Genomic DNA, 22,014 nt, shown 5'->3' with positions numbered 1-22,014 from the left:
GGTTCCCGGGCGAGCAATCAGTCTAAAAGAAAGGGAAAATGATGAGTATAAAAAAAGTTGAAAAGTATGCGGTACTGATAGCGTTGACCTTGTGCATGGGGATCGCCCTGTTGGCGGGCTGCGGCATGAAGCCGCCGATCTTTGGCACGGAGGCCAAGGGCTACGACAAATTTGAACGATTGGAAGAATCGTCCGTCGCGCTTAAAAATGGCAACAAAATTCAGGCCTTTGTTCCCAAGGGGGGCAGCAAATATGCTTCTGACACTTATTTGATGGCATCGAGCAACGGCGTTACGCTCAATCTTCGCAGTGTTGACGCCTCCCTGGTCAATAATGCGGGCGGTTCCAAAGCGTATTTGAAAAAATACGGTTCGCTGTCAACCCCCAACTTAAACGCGGCCGTCGATACCGTCAGCAAAAAGGTAAACAAATCGCAAGACGGCAATACCGTTTATCGCAAGGGTTTTCAGGTATTGTCAAGATATGACAATACCTATTACAGCCAATGCCGGACGGAATTCGTGACCAAATTGGTCAACAAGAAAAGCGATACGACCAATTATGTCATCGGCTCCGTCAATGTCACGTCCTACAATTCAAATGATCGGACTGCAAAAACGGTGGAGGAATTATCCGGTTACTACAATGCAAAAATCTATTGGGATGCGAAAAAAGCTAAAAAGCAGGCGAAGCGTTATACCGAAAATCCGCCGACCACCAAGCGCATTCTGGCGGGAAGCTTTACGGTCCCGATTCCGACGGGCTGGCGTCTTGACAGCAGCCGATCGTCCGGCGCGGTGAGCTTTTACGGCCCCAATGGTGTGACGACGGCTTCTCAGCATTTATTGATCGCAAAAAGTTATATTAATTCGCAGACGCAAAACTATTCCAATGCGGATTTTGAAAATTATTTTAGGAACGCACTGCAAAACCGTTTCAGAGGGATGACGGTTCAGCTGACGACAACTAAAAGCCCGGTGTCTTCGGGGAAGGCGTATCAATTCATTATGTCGCGGGGCAATGCCAAGATCAACGGTTATTTCTTTTTCAGCAAATATAATATGCTGATGATTTATAATGTGTCGAACGGCAATATGAGCGCCGAGCAGCAGCAGGTGCTGAATACGGCATTTAACGGCATTGTGGATTACGACAGCCTCAAGAAATAAGACGGCGGCGGCATCGCGCGACTGCAATTTTAAGACTTGCATCGTCGATCGTCTCCGCTGTGCTCCAGGCGAAAAGCCATGTCATCGGGCGGCCGGGCAAAGATAATGCACCCGGACCGCAGACATCCGAATCAGGATGCCGTTTATCGAACGCATCGCCAAAGAAGGATCGCCGATCGGCCACAGGCACAAAAGCGCAGCTTCCTGGACAGGACGAAATCAATCTGTCCGGGAAGTTTTTAATAAGATAAATTCAGAATCAGGCTGAAGGCCGGATAGCGATGATAAAACAGGAATGCAATTTTAAGACACAGGACGAACAAAACAGCGCCAGACGGATCAGCGTGTCTGAGCGGCGGATGTGAATGATGGATGAACCCGAATGAAAAAAGACAGACATACTTATTATTAGAAGCAGGGGAAAAGAAACGATTTTGGCATGGAGGCGTTGACATAAGGAGCGTAAAATGATTAAGAGGCTACGCGCGAAGGGTGATTATGCGCTTTGGGTCTATTCGGCTCAGACAGCATTGCAGGCCATGGGCTATGTTGATATTAAGATCAATGAACACAATGATATCTTTGCGGAGAGCATAGGCGGCGATCATGTGCGAATGGCGTTCAGCGAAGAGCCGAATGGCCGGGTCGCGTTTATGTTTGATGCGGATGATGCGGAGTTTGCCGAGAAGTTTAAAACGAAGGGGAACCGCAGTTACCAGGAAAATCAGACAAAATTAAAAAAAGTGCAGGATCAGAAAACGTCAGCGCCGAAGCACGAGCAACCTTCGAACATTTTTGAAAGAAGTGCAGAAAATAGCCGAAGAAAATCGGTCGCGCCGGCGTCAAGGCGGTCCACATCGCCGCAGCCGTCCCGAGGGCGAGGGCTGCCCAAAAGGTCGCCGGCCCGCGCGGCCGAACACACCGATGCGGATCTTTTCGCAAGAGCGGATAAGCAGCCCAGAAGATCGCCGGCCCGCGCGGCTGAACACACCGATGCGGATCTTTTCGCAAGAGCGGATAAGCAGCCCAAAAGACCGCCGGCCCGCGCGGCCGAACACACCGATGCAAATCTGTTCGCAAGAGCGGATAAGCAGCCCAGAAGACCGCCGGCCCGCGCGGCCGAACAGGCCGATGCAAATCTTTTCGCAGGAGCGGATAAGCAGCCCAGAAGATCGCCGGCCCGCGCGGCTGAACACACCGATGCAAATCTCTTCGCAAGAGCGGATAAGCAGCCCAGAAGGTCGCCGGCCCGCGCGGCCGAACACACCGATGCAGATCTTTTCACAAGAGCGGATAAGCAGCCCAGAAGACCGCCGGCCCGCGCGCCCGAGCAGGCCGATACAGATCTCTTCGCAGGAGCGGATAAGCAGCCCAGAAGACCGCCGGCCCGCGCGCCCGAGCAGGCTGATGCAGATCTGTTCGCAAGAGCGGATAAGCAGTCCAGAAGACCGCCGGCCCGCGCGGCCGAACACACCGATACAGATCTCTTCGCAGGAGCGGGTAAGCAGCCCAGAAGATCGCCGGCCCGCGCGCCTGAACAGCCGGCCGCCCCGGCTGACGAGCCAGCGTCAGCGCCGCACAAGGCAAAGGAGCATTACAGCGATCCGTTTGGAGGTGAAACGCTGTCGACGTTGCAATTAGATAAATTGAACGAGCTTTATGAAGAGTTTGAAAAAGATGAAGTTGAGAATGATGACGATAAAGGCGGAACGGAAATATTCGAAGCGTTCGATCCGTTTGCTTTCGTCGATAACCCGAGGTTTTATTTCTACGTGGGGAAAATGGCCAGAAAAATAGTCGCCGGAGTTATCATCTTTATCTTTGGTTATTTTCTGGGGAACCTATAGCCATGGGGCGGCTTTCATTTTTAAATGCGCTGCAGCTTCATCCGAAGGGCTGGTGAAATAACGAGGGAATTATTTCACCAGCCTTTTTTTGATGGGAAATGGGCCGGCGACACGGGATCCCGGTGAGACGCAGCCGGCCGCCGGCAATCAAAAAGACAACCCGCGGGTTGTCTTTTTGCCTTGGCCTTTAGGCCGGATTAAATTTGGATTTGGGCACGCCGCACACCGGGCAGCACCAATCGTCCGGCAGCTCGGCAAAGGGGGTGCCGGCGGGGATGCCGCCCTCCGGATCTCCCTTCGCCGGGTCATACACATAACCGCAGACGCTGCACACATAGCTCGGGCCGAAGTCCGCGGCGGGGGTGTCGCCCTCGGGTGCGGTTTCACCCGCCACGGCCCGGGCAAAGGCCTCGCCGTAGGCCCGGCAGGCCTCCGTGGCGGCATCATCGGGCACCCAAAGGGTTTTGATGCCGTCGTCGACGATCTCAAAACCCGCGGCATTAAGCTGCTCGGTGATCTGGGCCGGGGCGTCGCCGCTCCAGCCGTAGCTGCCGAAGGCGGCGGCTTTTTTGTTTTTAAACTTCAGACCGCGGGCCATCTCGAGGATGCCGCCGATGGCGTGGGTCAGGCCGTAGTTGATGGTGGGCGAGCCGACGAGGATGGCCTTCGACTGGAAGATTTCCGTGAGGATGTCGTTCTTGTCGTCTTTGGCCGCGTTCGCGAGCTTCACGGTGACGGCTGGATCCGCCAGACGGATGCCCTCGGCGATGGCCTCGGCCATTTTGCGGGTGGACTGCCACATGGTGTCGTACACCAGGGTGATCTGATTTTCCTGATAGGCATCGGCCCACTTCAGGTATTGGTTCACGATCCAGCCGGGGTCGTTTTTCCAGATGATGCCGTGGCTCGGGCAGATCATGCGAAGCGGCAGGTGCATCCCGAGGATCTCGTTGATCTTGCGGGTGACCATCGGGCTGTAGAGGTTTAAGATATTGGCGTAATACTTTTCGGCCTCGTAGCGCAGCGCCGAGGGATCCACCGTGTCGTCATAGAGGGATTCGGTGGCGAAGTGCTGGCCGAAGCCGTCGTTGGAGAAGAGGATGTTCTCGCCGGACAGATAGCTGAACATGGTGTCCGGCCAGTGGAGCATCGACGCCTCGACAAAGGTCAGCGTCGTCTCGCCGAGATTCAGCGTGTCGCCGGTCTTCACGGTCATAAATTGCCAGTCCGCGTGGTAGTGCCCGCGCAAAATCGCCTCGCCCTTTTGGGTGCAGACGATCGGCGTGTCGGGGATCCGGCGCATCAGCTCCGGCAGGGCGCCGCTGTGATCGCTTTCGTTGTGGTTCATCACGATGTAGTCGATGCGGTTCAGGTCGACGGTTTCCGCAAGCCTTTTGACGAATTCCCGGTCGTAGGGTCCCCACACCGTGTCGATGAGGGCGGTCTTCTCGTCCTGAATCAGATAGGCGTTGTAACTCGAGCCGCGGTCGGTGGAAAACTCGTCGCCGTGGAAGCGCTTAAGCTCCCAGTCGACCTTGCCGACCCAGGTCACCTTGTCCGTGATTTTTTTGCCCATGGTGTTTGCCTCCTTCTGTTTGATGAATCGGTGCGGTTAATCCCGCATCAAAAGCAGGGCCATTTTGAAGCGGCCCGTCGCGCGCACGCTGTGCAGGCCGCCCTTGGCGAAGCGGAAGTTTTCGCCGGCGGCGATGGCGTGACTTTCGCCGTCGTAGCCGATTTCGGCGTGGCCCTCGAGGGCGAAGACCAGGGCATCCCCCGGCGCCGCGTGCTCGGCGAGGGCGCAGCCGTCGTCAAAGGCCATGACGACGAATTTCAGGTGATCGCTGTTCACCACATCCATATTGACAATTTTGCCGTCCTGATAGGGGACGAGATCGGCCAGGGCGAAAATTTCGCCCGCTTGAATCGATTGATGCATGGTGTTCTCCTTTGGTAAATCCATTTCTAAATAAATACTGTCCTGATGCCCTTCGGCCGCGACGCCGATATCAGTGTGCGCGGGTTTGACGGCGAAGGTGCCGGGAGCGAGGGTAATCTCTCCGTCCGGCGCGGTGAGCCGAGAGTAGCCCGCAAGCTGCAGCTGCAGCGTATCATTCGGGTAGCGCTCGGCGCTGATATCGGTGCCCGCCGCCAGAGAAAAACAGAGGACCCCGGGGAGCATTTCCCCGGAGACGGTGCATCCCGGCACCGCGGGATTGTCGCGGGCGATTGAAAAAACCTTGCCTGCCTTCATGGCGGCCTCCTTTTGAAAAAATGGGCGCATCAGGCGCCGGGCTTTCGGCTCACATTGGCGATATAGCCCAGCTGCGCCTTGTGCGCATTGAAATACGTGAACATTTTCCGGAACATCGGCCGGTTTTCTTTTTTGCGGGCGTTGCGGATGATCTTGAAGGTCCGGCCCAGCCCCTCGTCGTGGATCATGCCTGACGGGCGCATCAGCGTCATCGGGCCGACCTTCTGCCGGACGTCAAAGCCGCTTTGGGTGAGCAGATCATACCAGCCCGTCTGATTAAAGGGCTCGACGTGCACGTTGATTGCCCGGGACAGCCCGGCGCACAAATCCTTTTGTTCGGCGGGGTTATCGGTGAAGAGCACGACGTCGTGGGTGAGGAGCAGCCCGCCGGGGCGCAGCACCCGAAAATATTCTGCGAGCGCCGCTTCCTTTTTCCCGCCGACAAGCATGGTGAGCATCGCCTCGTTGACGACGATGTCGAAGCTCGCGTCGGCAAAGGGCAGCGCGGTGGCGTCGCCCTCCACCAGGGTGAGTTTGTCTTCAAGATGGTGCTTTGCGATGTTGGCCCGGGCGTGGGCCAGGGCCTCGGGGTCGCGGTCGACGCCGGTGATGGCGCAGCCGAAGCGCTCGGAAAGCTGAATCATCGTGCGCCCCATGTTGCACGCCACCTCGAGGATGCGCGTGTCCGGCTTGAGTCCGGCCTGCGCGATCAGCCAGGCCGTGGCGTCGATGCCGCCGGGGCGCAGGGTGGTTTTCCCCATTCTTGCCAAAAATACATGTCCTGCTTCTGCCATTGTGTGACCTCCTGCCACGGCTCCCCAGGATCTTTCAGCATTTTTCCTTCTCTGCGTTTTATTTTTACACCGATGGGCGAAAAAAACCGTTGTTAGGCCAACAAAATACTAAAAAAATTGATAGAAAACGCCGAAAGAATGCAAACGGGATTTGACAACAGGGGACAAAATAATGTAAACTAATCACATAATAAGAAATTGTTAAGCAATCGCGCTTTAAAGTTTAGGATGAAAAGATATCAATAGAATGGAGAAACGATGATGATGCAAAATACCAAAAGTGTCCGCAGGCTCGGCCGTGCGCTGTTCGCAATGCTGATGGGGATCCTTTGTGTGCTCGCGCTGTCGATGGCGGCTCCGGAGCCGGCCAGGGTGCACGCGGCGGGCGGCGCTGTCTATTTGAATGGCGCAGGCGGCGATGATGCCAGCGACGGGACCACGGCAGGAAGTGCCGTTAAGACCTTTGCTAGGGCCAAAGAACTGGCGGCGGCCGACCAGAGCATTCAGACGATTTATATCACCGGCACGGTGTCGATTTCCGGGGAGCTTTCCCTGAAGGGCACCAACGCGGCGATCAAACGGGATCCCGGATTTGACGGTTATCTGATGCGGGTGAACAGCAATATCGCGGCTACCCTTTCGGACATCACGCTGGACGGGAACAGCCAGGCGGCGACAAAGACGACAAAGTCGCTCGTCGATGTGGCGGGAACGCTAAACGTTCGGGACGGCGCCGTGCTCCAGAACAACGCGCTGACCGATCTCGACTATTTTCACGCGATGGGCGGGGCGATCCACAGCGACCGCGGCACCATCAACATGACCGGCGGCACGATTCAAAACAACACGGCGAACTACGGCGGCGGCATCTTTCTGAACTATGCCGTCTTCAATATGTCGGGCGGCACCATCCAAGGGAACAAGGCCGTGGACGGCACTGCTGAGGGCATGCGGGGAATGGCGGCCGGCGGCGGAGTGGCCGTGTACCAGGGGTCGACCTTTAACCTGAGTGGCGGCGCCATTCAAAACAACACGTCGGACAACCTGGGCGGCGGCATTTCCATTGGTACCGGTGTTGCCGGTAACGCCGCATATGTGCTTAACATGACCGGCGGCACGGTGGCTGGCAATACTGCAGGCTCCAGCGGCGGGGGCATTTTGGTGCAGGCGGGCTACACCAAAACCTATGGGACGGCCAATATTTCCGGCGGCAAAATCACAGGCAACACGATGAACGGCAAGGGCACCGGCAACAGCGCCTTCGGCGGCGGGGGCATCTATGTCAATGGCTATTCGAAAAAATATCTAAATAAGGGTTTCCACAACGGCGTGCTCAACCTGACCAACGGGGTGATCAAGGAAAACAAAGCTTCGATGGAAGGCGGCGGCTATGCCTCCTGCCCTAATTCCGAGACCCATATTTATGTGAAAAACGGCGTGGCCCTTTATGGGAATCAGGCGAAATCCGCTAAGGAAATTTATATTCTGGCAAGCAATGCCTACGGTGCCCACAGCGGCGATCCGGAATACAGCATTGCCCCGTCCATGCTCGGCGGCACACCCTATAATTGGAAATACGAAAACGGCTCGGAGGTGCCGCTCAATAAACTCACCGGCCGGCTGATGGCGATCCATCAGGAGAGCCTGTCGCTGCATACCGACGTGACGGTGGACACCGGCGCGGAAAACCTGGCGAAGGTCGCGATCTCCGGGAACACCTCCGCGACCCGCGGCGCCGGCATCGGCTCTAACGGGACGGTCAATATGGGCCAATGCGAAGAGACATCGGTCACGGTCGCCAAGCGATGGGACGATCGCAACAGCGACGGCCGTCCGGACACCATCCAGGTGGAGCTGTGGCGCAGCCAAGGCGGCGGCAAGCCGGTATACGTGGGGTATGAAACGGTGAAGGCCGGCGACAACTGGCGGCTGACCTTCGCGCATCTGCCCAAAAACGACGCCGACGGCCATGCCTATGCGTATTCGGTGAAGGAGCGTGCCGTTAAGGGCTATGCCACGGAAGCGATCACCGGCAGCCAAGAGAACGGCTACACGCTCACCAACGTGCCGAGCACCCGCGTGAAGGTTACGAAGGTGTGGCGCGACAACCGGGGCGGAAAGCGGCCTGCCAGCGTTATGGTGCAGCTTTATGCCGACGGCAAAGCCAGCGGCGATCCGGTGAAGCTCACCGCAGCGGGCGGCTGGACCCACACCTGGAGCGGCCTTGCCAAAAAACAAAACGGAAAAACTGTGGTTTACACCGTGGACGAAACGACGGTGCCAGCCAGATACAGCAAGGTGATCACCGGGAATGCGGCGAAGGGTTACGTTATCACCAATACGGCAAAGACGAAATTCGGGCCCCAGCCCCCGGCAGGCCAAAAACGGCCAAGAACCGGCGATCCTGCCAATGTTGCCGCCCTCGCGGCGAGCCTCGGCATTTCGGCGGCGATGATGGCGGTGCTTGGGATTCGGGAAAAACGGCGGCATGCCACCGATCGATAAAGATTTTAAGCTCGGGCTTTGAACGACAAGCCCGGCAAACGGCTAACAAAAAGGACTGACCCCCGTGAGGACGGGGGTCAGTCCTTTTTTTTGTTGAACCGGTTCCGGATAACGCCCGTTCGATGCGGGAGCGCTCACGGCGGCAAGGTCACGGCATCGGCTCCGCGCCGGGAAGATCCAGCACGAAAAACAAACTGGGGACACTCGGCGCGGGATAGGGAATGGGCAGTGCGGCGCGCGGGGTTTCGCGAAAGCCCATTTTGCGGTAAAAGCGGTGGGCGCGCCGGGCTTTTGCGGGAGTGTCGAGCACGATCTGGGCAAGGCTTTCGGCCCGGGCCCGCGCCGTTAGGCGGCCAAAGAGAGCGGAGGAAACGCCGGCGCGCCGGCCGCGGCAGCTCGGATCGACAAAGAATTTTTTGAGCAGGCCCGTCCGGCCGCGGACCATGAGGCCGATGGTGCCCACGACGCGGTCGTCCGCTTCGTCGAGGGCGAGCCAAAAGCCCCCGCCGCCGGGGAAGAAATGCCCGGGGATATCGGCCAGCTCCGGCTGGTCCTCCAGGGAAAGCTCGGCGCGGTTCTCGCAGTTTTGCAGATAGAGCACCAGGCCGAGCACCTGGTTCTGGTAGCGCGGGTCATAGGGGATGAATCGCATGGGGGCTCCTTTCGTGATTCGGGGATGGGGCGCTCAGCCGCTCATAGCCCGGGCGCAGATCGCCGGCCTCTGCCCCGCCGGTCAGGCGGACGGTGGAGGCGCGGGTCATTAAAGGGTTCCTTTCGATAGGCACTAAAGCAAACAACTAATGAGCGTCAAAATGGCGAGGCCGCCCTGCATCAAAATGATTTTGGGGTTGCTGGTAATGCCGCCGTAAAGGGCGACGGCCACGATATAAGCCATCAGGCAGATCACGGCGGCCTTGCTCGCGAAGGCGAAAACGGCCAGCAAAATCAGTACGGCGATCAGCCCGTTATAAACCCCCTGATTTTTGAAGAGGAGATTCACAGCGTCGGTTTTTAAAGTTTCGACGTTCATGCCGAAGACCTTGGCCGTTCGCTCGGATGCGGTGGCGAGGGTTTCAAGATAAAAAATATAAAAGAATTCGAGGGCGGTAAGCGCCGCCAAAATTTTGGTGATCAGATGCATGAAAAATTCCTTTCTAAAAATAAAATGCGAAATCCGGCGGGGCGAATCGCCCCCGGGGCGGCTGGCAGACGCATAACCACGCGGTTGCGATAAGAGGCTGTTTGCTGGTGAACATTCGCAAACATCCGGATTTGATAAATCAAATCTCTGCGAATCGTTGCAGGGGCGTGATTCATCAAGCCCGCAGATCTCAGCGATTTGTTTAACGGATTCAATGCGAGGTCGCTTTCAGCTAAAAGGCGCATCTTTGATTCGCGTTTTTGGAAGGCTCCTCGGCGGTCTTCTTGCTGTTTTCTGCGAAAATAGAGGACGACCGGCAATTGAATCCCAACGAGACCGTTGTAGGGACGCGATTTATCGCGTTTGCTTATCGCGCCGCGTCCGCTGATCTTATCGGGATCGCCAAAGATCGCGCGCCCATATCAATCGCTCTCCTTATTTTAACACAGCGCGGCGGCTCCCGGCCGACGAATTTAAAATCCGCCGATCCGTCGTTTGTGGGCGCGCCGCCTCTGCCCTTCGCGCGGGTTTCGGGCTAAACTCGAAGGCACATCGATGAATGAACCAACAGCCGGCCGGCGCGAAAGGAACCGATTATGACACAGGCCATCATACCCTGTTTTGACAAAGACTGCGGCAATTACGACGAAACCTACAGCAACCATTGCCGGGCGCTGAATGCCCGGGCGCGGGCGGAATGCGCTCATCCCGAAACCTGCTTTGCCCGGATGAGCTGGGCGGCGGCCGATGCGGCGGACGAGCGGGCCCTGATCCTGGCGGACGGCGAGACCTATCGACGTTTGGCGGGGGGCATCGCAGGACGCAAAAATCCGGCGCGTCCCCGGCGGCGCACCTGGCCCCTGCCGCCGGGACGAGGCGGCCTGAAGCTGGGCCACGGAGAGCGGCGATGAACTATATTCAGGAGATCAACGCCATCCACCGCGATTTTGAAATCAGCGGTCTCAGCCCCAAGGCGCGGCTTTTGTGGCTCGTGCTGCTCGATCTCAACAACCGGCAGCATTGGGCGCGCAGCTTTCAGGCGCCCGCCGCCCTTTTGATCAATCAATGCGGATTTTCGGCCAAAAGCCTGCAGCGGGCCAGAGAGGAACTGACCGCCGCCGGACGCCTCGGCTATCAGCCGGGGGCCAGCGGCCGGCTGGGGCGTTACACCCTGCATTACCTGAGCGCGGCCCAAAAGGGCACATCCGCCCGGGAAGCGGCGGATACCAAACGGCGGGAGGCCCTGATGGACGCCATCACGGCCAGTGACGCCGAGACGCTCTGGCGACAGCTGCAAGCCGCGCCGGAAGCGCTTAATGAAACTTAAGGAAAAGGATGCCCGTCGATTGACAGAGAAAAGCCGAAACTTTACAATGAAAACGACTTAAAAATAGGAGCCGATCTTTTTTTCCGGGATAACCATTCCGAAACGACACCGATATTGCCGGGCGGCCGAAGGCTGTATTGGGTTTAAACGAAAGGAGATCCGCAATGAAAGCGTATTTTGATTTAACGGATCGCGTGGCCATGGTGACCGGCGCGTCCACCGGGCTCGGCGTGCAGATGGCCCATGCCCTGGCCAGCCAGGGGGGCGAAAATCGTGCCGATCGCCCGGCGCCAGGCCCTGATCGACGCGGTGGCCCAGGAGATTCACGATACCTATGAGGGTGGAGACGCCGCGATATCACGGATACGGCCATGGTGGGCGAGGCGGTCCGGACGATTCTCGATCGCTTCGGCCGGATCGATATTCTGGTGAATAACGCCGGCACCGGCGGGGTTGCCCCGGCGGAGGACATCACCGACGAGCAGTTTAAAAACGAGCCGGATATCGATCTGTTCGGCACCTTCAAAATGGCGCGGGAGGTGGCCAAAAAGACCATGCTGCCCCAGGGCTGCGGCCGGGTGATCAGCATCGCCTCGGTCTGCGGGATGGCCGGCAATAAAATCGCGCCGGCCTCGCCCTATGTCAACGGCGTGGTGCTGCCGGTGGACGGCGGCTACACGGCGATGTGAACGGCCAAAATAAAAAGGCTCCCGAAGGAGCCTTTTTTCGCGCGTCAGATGGCCGCGAAAGCCTGGATTAAAATGCGGATGCTGCTGTCCCGGGAAAAGGCGGCGGCGTCGAAGGACAGATGATAGTGCCGCAGATCGTTCCAGGATCGATCCGTATAGTAGGTGTAGTATTGGCTGCGGCGCAGGTCCATCTGTCTGACGACGCGGGCGGCATCCTCCGGCGATACCGCGTCCCGCCGGGAAACGAGCTTCACCCGGTAATCGAAGGGGGCATAGATAAAAACGTGACGGCTGTCGGCTTTATCCCGCAGCACATAATCGCCGCACCGCCCGACGATGATGGCGTCCTCGGCGGCGGCCACCTGCGCCATGACCGCCGACTCCAGGTGATAGGTGAAGGCGTCGTCGGTTTCAACGGTAAAATAGCCCCGTCCGATGTTGTAGTCGTCGACCTCGTATTCTAAACGGCCGGCGTCGTATTGGCGCACCACTTCAGGCAGTTTGGCCATTTTGGTAATCTGGCGGATACGCTCCTTGTCGTAAAAGGCGACGCCCAGCGCCTGCGCGGCTTCCCGGGCGATGGCCCGGCCGTCGCTGCCGTACTCTCTGCCGATGGTTAAGACTTTGCCCATGATGGTCACCTCCTCGCTTGTTTATTTAACTGTATTATAGCATGCGGTGCGGCGAAAAGGTCTGTCTATTTTTAGACAATCGGGATTTTGACAAATGGCGGTCCGGACACCGGATGATGAATGAAAATTGAAGAATTTGGGAACTTTTTAAAAAAAATGATTAAAATAGCTTAAAATCTGAAAGATTTTTTGACAATTCGGGAACTTTTCTTTATACTGAACACAGACAGCGGTATGGAATAACTAACTGATGGCCGCCCATCGGCGACGGTCGGGCAGCCGGCCATTAAAAGTTTAGGAAGATAAGAGAAAACAGGAAGAATGAGAAAAGAGGTATCCACATGAACCAAACGAAAGATGCGTTGACCATTGTGCAGGTAATCGGCCGCGAAGTGATTGACTCCCGCGGGAATCCCACGACGGAAGCCGAGGTGGTTTTGGCCGGCGGCGCCGTCGGCGTGGCCTGCTCGCCCTCCGGCGCGTCCACCGGCGAATTTGAAGCCCTCGAGCTGCGCGACGGCGACAAAGCGCGCTACGGCGGCAAGGGCGTGCTCAAGGCGGTGGCCAACATCGCGGGGCCGATCGCCGAGGCGGTGATTGGGATGGACGCGTCCGATATTTACGCGGTGGATGCGGCGATGTTTGCCGCCGACGGCACCCGGGATAAATCCAAGCTGGGGGCCAACGCGATTCTGGCGGTTTCGCTGGCGGCGTCCAAGGCGGCGGCGGCCCAGCTGGGCGTGCCGCTCTACCGCTTCTGGGGCGGGCTGAACGCGACGCGGATGCCCGTGCCGATGATGAACATTCTAAACGGCGGGGCCCACGCCACCAATTCGGTGGATACCCAGGAATTCATGATCATGCCCGTGGGGGCGCTCAGCTTTAAGGAAGGGCTGCGTCGCTGCGCCGAGGTGTATCACGCGCTGGCCGCCCTTCTCAAATCCGAAGGCAAAGCCACGGCCGTCGGCGACGAGGGCGGCTTTGCGCCGGACCTCGATTCCGACGAGGACACCATCGAGCACATCCTCCAGGCGGTGACGAACGCGGGCTATGTGCCCGGGGACGATTTTGTGCTCGCCATGGACGCGGCCGCTTCCGAATGGAAGAGCAAGGACGGCAAAAAGGGCGAATACGACCAGCCCAAGAGCGGCCGCTACTTCACCGCGGACGAGCTGATCGCCCACTGGGCCTCTCTGGTGGACAAATACCCCATCGTCTCCATCGAAGACGGCCTGGACGAAGAAGACTGGGAAGGCTGGCAGAAGATGACCGCCGTCCTGGGCGACAAGGTGCAACTTGTCGGCGACGATCTTTTTGTGACCAACACCGAACGCCTGAAGAAGGGCATCGACGGCGGCAGCGCCAACGCGATCCTCATCAAGCTCAACCAGATCGGCTCTGTCTCCGAGACGCTGGACGCCATCAAGATGGCGCATCAGGCGGACTATAAGGCCATTGTCTCCCACCGTTCCGGCGAAACGGAAGACACGTCCATCGCCGACCTCGCCGTGGCCACCAACGCCGGCCAGATCAAGACCGGGGCGCCGTCCCGCACCGAGCGCACCGCCAAATACAACCAGCTGCTGCGCATTGAGGAAAAACTGGGCAATTCGGCCGTGTGGCCGGGCAGGGCCTTTTAGGGCGGCGCGTCATGGCAGCGGTTAATATTCAAAAGGTCGGCATCATCGGGACGGGGTTTGTGGGCACGTCCATCGCCTTCACGCTGTTGCAGAAGGGCCTCTTTTCGGAGATGGTGCTCATCGATGTGAATCGGGACAAGGCCGAAGGGGAAGCCATGGATTTGAGCCACGGCATTCCCTTTGCCAAGCCGATGACCATCCGCGCCGGGGATTACGGCGACATCGCCGACGCGGGGCTTGTGATCGTGACGGCGGGCGCCGCTCAGAAGCCCGGGGAAACGCGACTCGACCTCGTCAACAAGAATGTCGGGATCTTTAAAAGCATCATCCCCGAAATCGCGAAGCGCAACCGCGACGCGATCCTGCTGATCGTCTCCAATCCGGTGGATATCCTCACCTATGCGGCGTGGCGGCTCTCCGGCTATCCCCAGGAGCGGGTGATCGGCTCGGGCACGGTGCTCGACTCGGCGCGCCTGCGCTATCTTTTGGGGCAGCGCCTGGCGGTCAATCCCCAGTCGGTGCACGCCTATATCATCGGCGAGCACGGCGATTCGGAGCTGGCCGTGTGGAGCGAGGCCAATGTGTCCGGCATCGCGCTGGACCAGTTCTGCGAGTTCCGGGGCTATCGGTCCCACGAGGAAAACGAGCAGGAGATCTATGAGCACGTGGTGAACGCGGCCTACGACATTATTCAGAAGAAGGGCGCCACCTATTTTGGCGTCGGCATGGCGGTGGGGCGCATCGCCGAGGCGCTCTTTCGCGACGAACACGCGGTGATGCCGGTTTCCGTGAACATGCAGGGGATTTACGGCATCAAAGGCGATTTGTTTCTCTCGATGCCGGCGATCGTCGGCGCGTCGGGCATCGAAAAGGTGCTTCCCCTCGACCTTTCCGCCGGGGAAAGCGAACGCTTTTTCCGTTCGGTGACGGCGCTGCAGGGGATCATCGACGCCGTCGATCTTTAAAAAATATCCGCATTTCGTGCCCGGGGCCGTGCGCTTCGGGTGTTTTTAAGGAAAATAAAAATAGCAAAAAACGGCGGAAAATGCTCCGCCGTTTTTTGATGAACCGGGTTAAAGACGGCCGGCTTTTGGCAGAAGGCCCGCCTTGGCAAGCACCGGGCGCAGGGCCATATAAAGCGCTGTCGCCGCGGCGACAGAGACGATCGCATTGGCGGCGCTGGAGAATAGATTAAGGCCTAACGACAAGGCGGCCGCCGGTTTGCCCAAAATCAGAATCTTGTAATAATAGCGCAAAAGCGGATCGGCAATCACGTTGAACAAAAGTCCGGCGATCGCGGAAAAAAGCGCCCATTTAAAATAGCGTTTTGGTTCGCGGATGGTGTTGATCCTGCCGATTTTATGAGCGACAAGTCCGGTCGTCAGGCCGAGAAGCCATTTTAAAATGAAGGTGATGGGGATATAAATCGGGTCGAAAAGGTCGCCGACGGTCATGCCGACGGCGCCGCCCAGCCCGCCCCATACGCCGCCGATCAGCTGAGCGGCGAGCACCACCACGGCGTTGCCCAGATGGATCGAGGTTTGATCGCCGGCGCCGACCGGGATCCAGAGCGGCCGTCAGACCTGTAAAGGTGATTTTAAGAACTTGTTGATTGTGCTCATTCATGTGAAAGCCTCCTTGATGTGTGCGACTGGCAGGTCAGATAATGATTCACTGCTTATTTTATCGGATTCCGGCGCGAATAAAAGGGTCAATTGCATTTTAAATAACAGGATCAGAGGCCGTTTTTCGGCGAAGGTCTTGGGCGGGGCAGACATTTTCTGTTATGATAAGCGCGGTGGGAAAAGCGGATGCGCGGCATCAGCGGGAGAAAGAACGGTAAAAATAGAACAAACGGCGAAAGAAGGTGCGCAAGATGGCAAATCTCAGCGATTATCTGGCCTGGCGGGGGGATCTGCCCCTCGCGGCGGACGGCTTTAACGAGGTGGACAACGTGGTGCTCTCGGAGCTGACCTATGCCGATTGGACAGGCCTTTTGCCCGCGGGCGGCGCGGCGCTGGCGACGGCTGCGAAGCGGTATCTGCGGCGGACCGGCCGGCGGGAGCGGGCGGCAAAAGCGTCGATCGAGCGGCAGGGCGGCACGCTGTTGCAGCAGGCGGCGCGCACAAGGCGATTTGCCTCGGTGCGGGTGACGGGCTTTGTGAATCGGGTGGACGCGGCCGCCCAGACCCAAATGGCGGCGCTGACCTTTGTGCTGCCGGACGGCAGCGCCTATGTGGCCTACCGCGGGACGGACAATACCCTCGTCGGCTGGCAGGAGGATTTTAACCTGAGCTATCTGCCGGAAACCGGCGGCCAGCGGCTGGCCCTGGCCTATCTGGCCGAGGCGGCTCGGGGGCATCCCGGCGCGCTGCGGGTGGGCGGTCACTCCAAGGGGGGCAACTTCGCGGTTTATGCCGCGGCCTTTGCGCGCCCTTCGGTGCAGGCGCGCATCCTCGCCGTGTATGCCAACGACGGGCCGGGCTTTCGTCGGGAGATCACAAGGCAGCCGGGCTACCGACGGCTGCTGCCCCGGGTCATAAGCCTGGTGCCGGCGGGAACGATCATCGGCGGGCTTTTGGTCAGTGGCTGGGACCGCCGGGTGGTGGCCAGCGACGGCCGGGGCATCTGGCAGCACGACGCGATGACCTGGCAGGTCCGGGGGCGGCGTTTTGTGCCGGCAGAGCGCACCGGGGCGAGCTTGTTTTTCGAGACGACCCTTTCCCGCTGGATCGCCCATCAGGACGACGAGAGCCGCCGGCGCTTTACCGAAGCGCTCTTTGCCGTGCTGGGCAGCGGCGGCGACACGGTGGAGGCGCTGGGAGCCAACAAATTTGCGGCGATGCGGGCCATGGCGGGCGCCCTGCGGGAGATGCCCCGCGGCGAGCAGGAGCAGTTTTTCGCGGTGCTGGCCGATCTGGTGAAAACCGGCGGGGCAAAGGTCGGCGCCGATGCGAAGGAAGCTGCCGCGGCGGGTGCCCGCCGGGTGAGAAGGCTGCGGGGCGCCAAAGAATCGTAAAAAAAGGACTGCTTGGCAGTCTTTTTTTGATGTGCAGGTGTTGGCCGCGATGGTTGGCGTTTTGGTTTCGATCGCTTCTTTGGGGCGGGCAGGGCGTCGGCCGCGGTGTCGAAAAGCGCCGTCGGCGCGCGGGCATCGCCCCTGTGCGACCCGGAGCATGGGTTTGGCCCCCGGGTATGGCAGCTCCAGCGGCGCATCTGGCAGCAGGGTGCGAGCCGCGTCCACGGGCTTGACGGGCAGGCGGTCGTCATCAATCCCGCCGATGACCCGGACATAAAGCGGGGTTCTGCCGTCATCGCGCGGGCGGCGACATCGGGAAGCTCAGACAGCTGGCGGAGAATCAAGTCGCGGATGACTGGGTTTGAAGACATAGAGCACTCCTTTAAGTTGTGATTTTGAAAACGGATAGCCTGCCGTCAAGGTGAAACGGTCGGCGATCCAGACCCCACAACCGATGATGCCGGCGACAATTTACAGGCGAATGGGCTTGACGGGGGCGCGCCGGTTGCCTACAATAAAGCTAAACAAGGTTCTCACAGGCGGCCCGGCGCCGCACCATGCAAAAGAAACGAGAGGTAATTCATGACCATGCAATTAGTCCTGCTTCGCCACGGCGAAAGCGAATACAACAAGGAAAACAAATTCTGCGGCTGGCACGACGCCGAACTGTCCGCCAAGGGGCAAGAAGAGGCCGCTGACGCCGGCAAGGCCCTCAAGGAAGCCGGCTTCGACTTCGATTTGTGCTTCACCTCCTATCTGAAGCGCGCGATCCACACCCTCGACCTGACGCTCACGAGCCTCGACCGCTGCTGGCTGCCCGTGATCAAGACCTGGTGCCTGAACGAGCGGCACTACGGCGCGCTGCAGGGACTCAACAAGAGCGAAACCGCCGCGAAATACGGCGAGGATCAGGTGAAGATCTGGCGGCGCTCCTTTGCGACCACCCCGCCGGCCCTCGATCCCGAAGACCCCCGCAACCCGGCCCTGCAGGATCAATACCGGGGCGTGGATGCGGCGAATCTGCCCCTGGCCGAAAGCCTGAAGTTAACCATCGACCGCGCGGTGCCCTATTATGAAGAGCATATTTTGCCGGAAATGCTCGCCGGCAAGCGAGTGATCATCGCGGCCCACGGCAATTCCCTGCGCGCTTTGGCCATGTATCTCGAGGGCATGAGCGAGGCCGAAATCCTCGAATTTAACATCCCCACCGCGGTGCCGCTGGTTTACACCCTCGACGACAAGGGCGGCTTCATCTCGAAGGAATACATCGGCGATCCCGAGGTGATTGCGGCGAAGGTGAGCGCCGTGGCCAACCAGGGCAAGGCCAAATAAGCCGGCCGGGCCCGCGGGGAAGAAGATCCCGGCGCCCTTGACGCGCTCCGCGGCGCGTGCTATCCTGTCCGTAATCATGAAAGTGGCGCGGGGGGACGCAAGCGGCGCCAAGAGGGTTAAAACCTGACCCCTTGAACCGATCAGCGGATACGGTCGCAGGAGGCGAACACAAGCGAACAGGCTCTCCCCCGCGGGAGGGCTTTTTTGTTGCCGGACGCGCCGGAAGGAGAAACAATGCAAACGAAAAAAACGATTGAGCAGGCCGCGGGCTCCGGGAGCTTTCAGATGCATTTCATCGACGCGCTGCATCGGGCCACGGGGGACGCCATCGCGGCGAACCCCTTTGATTTGGAGGAGGTTTAACATGAACACATTAATCGCTTTGGCCATCGCGCCGGTGGGCCTGGGGGACGAAATGGCGCCGGAGGTTGCCCGGGCGATCGCCGTGATTCGGGCATCCGGGCTTAAAAACCGCACGCACTCGATGTTCACCGAGATCGAAGGCGAGTGGGATGCGGTGATGCAGGTGGTGAAGGACGCGACCATGGTGCTGGCCGAGGCAGGCATCCGCACCGAAGTAGTGCTCAAGGCGGACGTGCGTCCGGGCTTTTCCGATATGATGACGGCCAAGGTCGACCGGGTGAACGCGATCCTCGGCGACACCGATCCGAAACCGGGGAAGGGAGGCCCGGCATGAGCCTGCGCGAGCGTTTAGACATCTCGGCCTATTTGGTGATCGGGCCGGAAAACACCCAGGGCCGTCCGGTGAAAACGGTGATCTGCGACGCGGTGGCCGCGGGCTTTACCATCGTGCAGCTGCGCTCGAAGGTGGCCTCGGCCAGAGAACTCATCGCCCTGTGCGGCGATGCGGCGGCGGCGATTGCCGAGGCGGGCAAATCCGGGCAGGTGGCCCTGGTGGTCAACGACCGGCTCGACGTGGCGCTTGCGGCGAGGGCGGCCGGCATCCGGGTGGACGGCATCCACGTGGGCCAGTCGGATATTCCCGCGGCGGTGTGCCGGCAATACCTCGGCCCCTCTGCTGTGATCGGGCTGTCGGCGCGCACCCGGGAGCTCATCGATTACGTGCGCGGCGTGGACATTTCGGAGATCGATTATTTCGGCGCGGGGCCGCTGCACGAGACGGCCACCAAGCCCGAGGCCGGTCGGGACGCTGCCGGGCATCTGGTGACCCGAAGCCTGGATGAAATCGCCGAGCTCGCGCGGATTAGCCCCATTCCCGCGGTGATCGGCGGCGGGGTGAAGCTCGCCGATATCCCGGATCTGAAGCGAACGGGCATCGCCGGCTTTTTCGTGGTGAGCGCCGTGACCGAGGCGGACGATCCCGGCCGGGCGGCGGCGGAGCTGGTGGCGGCGTGGCACGCGTGACCCCGGGCGTGATCTTGGATCTGGACGGTACGCTGCTCGACTCCACGGGCATCTGGAAGGCAGCCGGGGCGCGCTATCTTTCGGGCTTTGGCATCGCGGCCCCCGCAGGTCTTGGGGAGGTGCTCTTTCCGATGGCCATGGCCGAGGGCGCGGCCTATTTGAAGGCGCATTTTGATCTGCCGGGGCGCGTTTCGGCCATTGTCGCCGGCATTAACGCCGTCGTCGAGGAATTTTATGCCCGCGAGGCGGCGCTCAAGCCCGGGGCGCTGGCTTTTCTTTCGGCGATGGGCCGGGCGGGGGTGCCCATGGTGCTCGCCACCGCAAGCGACCGCGGACCGGTGACGGCGGCGCTGATGCGGCTGGAGATATTAGCGGCCTTCGAGGCGGTGCTCACCTGCAGTGAAGTGGGGGCGGGCAAGGTAGATCCGGCGATTTACCAAGCCGCGGCGGCCCATTTGGAGCGCACGCCCGGGGATATCTGGGTGTTTGAGGACGAGCTCACGGCGATTCGCACCGCGGCGACGGCCGGTTTTCGCACCTGCGCCGTGTTCGACGCCGAAAGCGCGGACCATTGGCCAAAACTTTGCGCCGCGGCCGAGGGCGCAGTCATGCGGTTGGATGCGGCCGTGACCCTCGTTTTGGCCTAATCCGAAAATCAACCAGAAAAAAACAGCTCTGCACCGAGAATGCAGGGCTGTTTTGCTGCGCGGGTCATGACGCGGGTTCGTCGGGCAGATTTATTTCCCGGGAAATCCGCGGGCGTTCGTGGCCCCGCTTTGCAAAGTAGGCTTTAGCCAGCTGCACCACCGTGGGCGAAAGGGCCAGCACGGCGATCAGGTTGGGGATCGCCATCAGCGCGTTCATCGTGTCGGCGATCTGCCAAACCACGGCCAGCTGCACGTTGGCGCCAACGATCACAAAGAGGATATAAAGCGCCTGATACACCTTAATGCTCTTCGTGCCGAAGAGAAATTCCGTGGCTCTGGCGCCGTAAAGGCTCCAGGAGAGGAGCGTCGAGAAGGCGAACATCGTGATGCACACGGCGATGATGATGGCCGCCGCCTTGTTGCCGAAGGTGGTGGCAAAGGCGGAAATAGTCAGGTCGGCGCCGGCGGTCTTGCCGTAAAACGCCGGGGCGCAGCCGGAGATCAAAATAGTCAGCGCCGTGAGGGTGCAGATGACGATGGTATCGGCGAAGACCTCGAACACGCCGAAAAGTCCCTGGCGCACCGGATGGGAGACGTTGGCTGCCGCGTGGGCGATGGGCGCCGTGCCGAGCCCCGCCTCGTTGGAGAAAATCCCCCGGCCGAAGCCCGCCTTGACCACCTGCACGATGGCGACACCTGCGAGACCGCCGCCGACGGCCCGGGGCGAAAACGCCGACTCGAAAATCAGCGCGAACACCGATCCCAGCGCCGAAGCGTGGCCGATCACCACGGCGAGGGTCGCGACGATATACACCAAAGCCATCACCGGGACGAGCTTTTCGGTGACGATGCCGATGCGCTGCATCCCGCCGAAAAGCACCATCACCGTGAGAATGGCGCCGACGATGCCCACCGCCAGGTAGACAATTTGCAGCTGGCCCGCCGTCATCGCCGGGTGATAGGCCGCAAAGATCGCGCCGATGGAGGTGGCGATGGTGTTGATCTGGGTGAGGTTGCCGGTGCCGATGGCCGCGATGGCCGCGAAGAAGGCGAAGAGCGCCCCAAGCCAGCGCCAGCGCTTGCCCAGCCCGTTTTTAATGTAATACATCGGGCCGCCGATCCAGTCGCCAAGGCTGTTGCGCTCCCTAAAATGCACCGCCAGCACGATTTCCGAAAATTTGGTGCACATGCCGAAGAGCGCGGCCACCCACATCCAGAAGATGGCTCCCGGCCCGCCGAGGGAGATGGCCCCGGCCACCCCGGCGATATTGCCGGTGCCGACGGTGCCCGCCAGGGCGGTGGTCATGGCCTGGATGGGCGTGAGCGCCCCGTCGCCGCCGCCCTCGCCGGAAAAGAGCTTGCCCACGGTCTCCCGCAGGACGTGGCCGAAATGGCGGAACTGCAGAAAGCCGAGCCGAACCGAAAGAAAAATGCCCGTGCCCACCAGCAGGACGAGCATGGGGATGCCCCAGACGGCCGCGTTGGCGGCACCTAAAAAGTGCGTGAATGTTTGCATAAAAAATCCTTTTCTGATGATAATGTGCGGCGCGCGGCCGCAGTGCTATTATTTTAGCAGGAAATGGGAAAAGGGTCAATTTTTATTGATGATGCGGCTTGCATCAGTCGAGCGCG

25 protein-coding genes and 1 pseudogene are annotated in these 22,014 nt (G+C 59.7%); 15 read left to right on the top strand and 11 right to left on the bottom strand.

The window, feature by feature from the left end; genetic code table 11:
- Window positions 1-38: 38 nt before the first annotated feature.
- Together V3C63_RS02035 and V3C63_RS02030 are read left to right on the top strand one after the other, a co-directional pair.
- Window positions 39-1,169 carry a hypothetical protein gene (locus V3C63_RS02035; protein WP_329886140.1) on the top strand — a complete coding sequence of 377 codons (1,131 nt, stop codon included), beginning with the start codon at window positions 39-41 and terminating at the stop codon, window positions 1,167-1,169.
- A gap of 467 nt (window positions 1,170-1,636) precedes the next feature.
- Window positions 1,637-3,016 (top strand): hypothetical protein, encoded by a 1,380-nt coding sequence (locus V3C63_RS02030; RefSeq protein ID WP_329886139.1) that lies wholly within the window; start codon window positions 1,637-1,639, stop codon window positions 3,014-3,016.
- 187 nt (window positions 3,017-3,203) lie between these two features.
- On the opposite strand, the gene V3C63_RS11905 is transcribed toward V3C63_RS02030, so the two are convergent.
- The 4 genes and pseudogenes from V3C63_RS11905 to V3C63_RS02010 all read right to left on the bottom strand — a co-directional run bounded on the left by V3C63_RS11905 (window position 3,204) and on the right by V3C63_RS02010 (window position 6,064).
- A complete protein-coding gene (locus V3C63_RS11905; RefSeq protein ID WP_329886264.1) occupies window positions 3,204-3,350 on the bottom strand; it encodes a rubredoxin in 147 nt (48 codons plus the stop codon).
- A 57-nt stretch (window positions 3,351-3,407) separates the two neighbouring features.
- Window positions 3,408-4,592 (bottom strand): annotated as a pseudogene (locus tag V3C63_RS02020) (anaerobic nitric oxide reductase flavorubredoxin); the annotation flags it as partial.
- A 36-nt stretch (window positions 4,593-4,628) separates the two neighbouring features.
- Window positions 4,629-5,270 (bottom strand): cupin domain-containing protein, encoded by a 642-nt coding sequence (locus V3C63_RS02015; protein ID WP_329886138.1) that lies wholly within the window; start codon window positions 5,268-5,270, stop codon window positions 4,629-4,631.
- A gap of 29 nt (window positions 5,271-5,299) precedes the next feature.
- A complete protein-coding gene (locus V3C63_RS02010; RefSeq protein ID WP_329886137.1) occupies window positions 5,300-6,064 on the bottom strand; it encodes an SAM-dependent methyltransferase in 765 nt (254 codons plus the stop codon).
- A 258-nt stretch (window positions 6,065-6,322) separates the two neighbouring features.
- Between V3C63_RS02010 and V3C63_RS02005 the strand changes: the two genes are divergently transcribed.
- A complete protein-coding gene (locus V3C63_RS02005; RefSeq protein ID WP_329886136.1) occupies window positions 6,323-8,569 on the top strand; it encodes a Cna B-type domain-containing protein in 2,247 nt (748 codons plus the stop codon).
- Between the two features lie 148 nt (window positions 8,570-8,717).
- Here the strand turns inward: V3C63_RS02005 and V3C63_RS02000 are convergent, their stop codons facing one another.
- The 4 genes from V3C63_RS02000 to V3C63_RS01985 are packed head-to-tail and all read right to left on the bottom strand — an operon-like array spanning window position 8,718 to window position 10,030.
- On the bottom strand, window positions 8,718-9,170 hold the full coding sequence (locus V3C63_RS02000; RefSeq protein ID WP_329886135.1) for a GNAT family N-acetyltransferase: 453 nt from the start codon (window positions 9,168-9,170) through the stop codon (window positions 8,718-8,720).
- Window positions 9,171-9,201: 31 nt separating this feature from the next.
- Complete coding sequence (locus V3C63_RS01995; RefSeq protein ID WP_329886134.1) at window positions 9,202-9,330, bottom strand: hypothetical protein; 129 nt, start codon at window positions 9,328-9,330, stop codon at window positions 9,202-9,204.
- A 23-nt stretch (window positions 9,331-9,353) separates the two neighbouring features.
- Window positions 9,354-9,710: a DUF1304 domain-containing protein gene (locus tag V3C63_RS01990; protein WP_329886133.1), complete on the bottom strand. Its 357-nt coding sequence runs from the start codon at window positions 9,708-9,710 to the stop codon at window positions 9,354-9,356.
- Window positions 9,701-10,030, bottom strand: coding sequence for a hypothetical protein (locus tag V3C63_RS01985; protein WP_329886132.1), 330 nt, complete (start codon window positions 10,028-10,030; stop codon window positions 9,701-9,703). The genes V3C63_RS01990 and V3C63_RS01985 overlap by 10 nt, the downstream gene beginning before the upstream one ends.
- A gap of 276 nt (window positions 10,031-10,306) precedes the next feature.
- Between V3C63_RS01985 and V3C63_RS01980 the strand changes: the two genes are divergently transcribed.
- The 4 genes from V3C63_RS01980 to V3C63_RS01965 all read left to right on the top strand — a co-directional run bounded on the left by V3C63_RS01980 (window position 10,307) and on the right by V3C63_RS01965 (window position 11,726).
- Window positions 10,307-10,621: a hypothetical protein gene (locus tag V3C63_RS01980; protein ID WP_329886131.1), complete on the top strand. Its 315-nt coding sequence runs from the start codon at window positions 10,307-10,309 to the stop codon at window positions 10,619-10,621.
- On the top strand, window positions 10,618-11,037 hold the full coding sequence (locus V3C63_RS01975) for a hypothetical protein (protein WP_329886130.1): 420 nt from the start codon (window positions 10,618-10,620) through the stop codon (window positions 11,035-11,037). Before V3C63_RS01980 ends, V3C63_RS01975 begins: the two co-directional genes overlap by 4 nt.
- Before the next feature lie 164 nt (window positions 11,038-11,201).
- Complete coding sequence (locus V3C63_RS01970) at window positions 11,202-11,375, top strand: hypothetical protein (RefSeq protein ID WP_329886129.1); 174 nt, start codon at window positions 11,202-11,204, stop codon at window positions 11,373-11,375.
- Between the two features lie 18 nt (window positions 11,376-11,393).
- Window positions 11,394-11,726 (top strand): SDR family NAD(P)-dependent oxidoreductase, encoded by a 333-nt coding sequence (locus V3C63_RS01965; RefSeq protein ID WP_329886263.1) that lies wholly within the window; start codon window positions 11,394-11,396, stop codon window positions 11,724-11,726.
- A 44-nt stretch (window positions 11,727-11,770) separates the two neighbouring features.
- Here the strand turns inward: V3C63_RS01965 and V3C63_RS01960 are convergent, their stop codons facing one another.
- The gene (locus V3C63_RS01960) at window positions 11,771-12,358 is read right to left on the bottom strand and encodes a cytidylate kinase-like family protein (protein ID WP_329886128.1); all 588 of its coding nucleotides are present in this window, start codon (window positions 12,356-12,358) and stop codon (window positions 11,771-11,773) included.
- Between the two features lie 341 nt (window positions 12,359-12,699).
- On the opposite strand from V3C63_RS01960, the gene eno reads away from it, so the two are divergent.
- Entirely contained in the window at window positions 12,700-13,998 is a 1,299-nt protein-coding gene (gene eno, locus V3C63_RS01955) for a phosphopyruvate hydratase (protein ID WP_329886127.1), read from the top strand.
- A gap of 11 nt (window positions 13,999-14,009) precedes the next feature.
- On the top strand, window positions 14,010-14,963 hold the full coding sequence (locus tag V3C63_RS01950; RefSeq protein ID WP_329886126.1) for an L-lactate dehydrogenase: 954 nt from the start codon (window positions 14,010-14,012) through the stop codon (window positions 14,961-14,963).
- Between the two features lie 108 nt (window positions 14,964-15,071).
- Here the strand turns inward: V3C63_RS01950 and V3C63_RS01945 are convergent, their stop codons facing one another.
- Entirely contained in the window at window positions 15,072-15,515 is a 444-nt protein-coding gene (locus V3C63_RS01945) for an ECF transporter S component (protein ID WP_425355319.1), read from the bottom strand.
- A gap of 359 nt (window positions 15,516-15,874) precedes the next feature.
- Here V3C63_RS01945 and V3C63_RS01940 point away from each other — a divergent pair, with 359 nt between their 5' ends.
- The 6 genes from V3C63_RS01940 to V3C63_RS01915 all read left to right on the top strand — a co-directional run bounded on the left by V3C63_RS01940 (window position 15,875) and on the right by V3C63_RS01915 (window position 20,382).
- On the top strand, window positions 15,875-17,017 hold the full coding sequence (locus V3C63_RS01940; protein ID WP_329886125.1) for an Mbeg1-like protein: 1,143 nt from the start codon (window positions 15,875-15,877) through the stop codon (window positions 17,015-17,017).
- Between the two features lie 582 nt (window positions 17,018-17,599).
- Window positions 17,600-18,349, top strand: a complete 750-nt coding sequence (gene gpmA, locus V3C63_RS01935) for a 2,3-diphosphoglycerate-dependent phosphoglycerate mutase (RefSeq protein ID WP_329886124.1) — start codon at window positions 17,600-17,602, stop codon at window positions 18,347-18,349.
- Window positions 18,350-18,583: 234 nt separating this feature from the next.
- Complete coding sequence (locus tag V3C63_RS01930) at window positions 18,584-18,712, top strand: hypothetical protein (protein WP_329886123.1); 129 nt, start codon at window positions 18,584-18,586, stop codon at window positions 18,710-18,712.
- A gap of 1 nt (window position 18,713) precedes the next feature.
- Window positions 18,714-19,046: a thiamine-binding protein gene (locus tag V3C63_RS01925; protein WP_329886122.1), complete on the top strand. Its 333-nt coding sequence runs from the start codon at window positions 18,714-18,716 to the stop codon at window positions 19,044-19,046.
- Window positions 19,043-19,735 (top strand): thiamine phosphate synthase, encoded by a 693-nt coding sequence (locus V3C63_RS01920; RefSeq protein ID WP_329886121.1) that lies wholly within the window; start codon window positions 19,043-19,045, stop codon window positions 19,733-19,735. The genes V3C63_RS01925 and V3C63_RS01920 overlap by 4 nt, the downstream gene beginning before the upstream one ends.
- Window positions 19,723-20,382: an HAD family hydrolase gene (locus tag V3C63_RS01915; protein ID WP_329886120.1), complete on the top strand. Its 660-nt coding sequence runs from the start codon at window positions 19,723-19,725 to the stop codon at window positions 20,380-20,382. Before V3C63_RS01920 ends, V3C63_RS01915 begins: the two co-directional genes overlap by 13 nt.
- A gap of 64 nt (window positions 20,383-20,446) precedes the next feature.
- Here V3C63_RS01915 and V3C63_RS01910 read toward each other — a convergent pair whose 3' ends face one another.
- Window positions 20,447-21,898 carry an alanine/glycine:cation symporter family protein gene (locus V3C63_RS01910; protein ID WP_329886119.1) on the bottom strand — a complete coding sequence of 484 codons (1,452 nt, stop codon included), beginning with the start codon at window positions 21,896-21,898 and terminating at the stop codon, window positions 20,447-20,449.
- Window positions 21,899-22,014 lie beyond the last annotated feature (116 nt).

It is taken from the genome of Pseudoramibacter faecis (assembly GCF_036289405.1).
Taxonomy (GTDB): Bacteria; Bacillota; Clostridia; order Eubacteriales; family Eubacteriaceae; genus Pseudoramibacter; species Pseudoramibacter faecis.
Note: the sequence above shows the minus strand (reverse complement) of the source record. Positions and strands in the feature narration are given on the sequence as shown.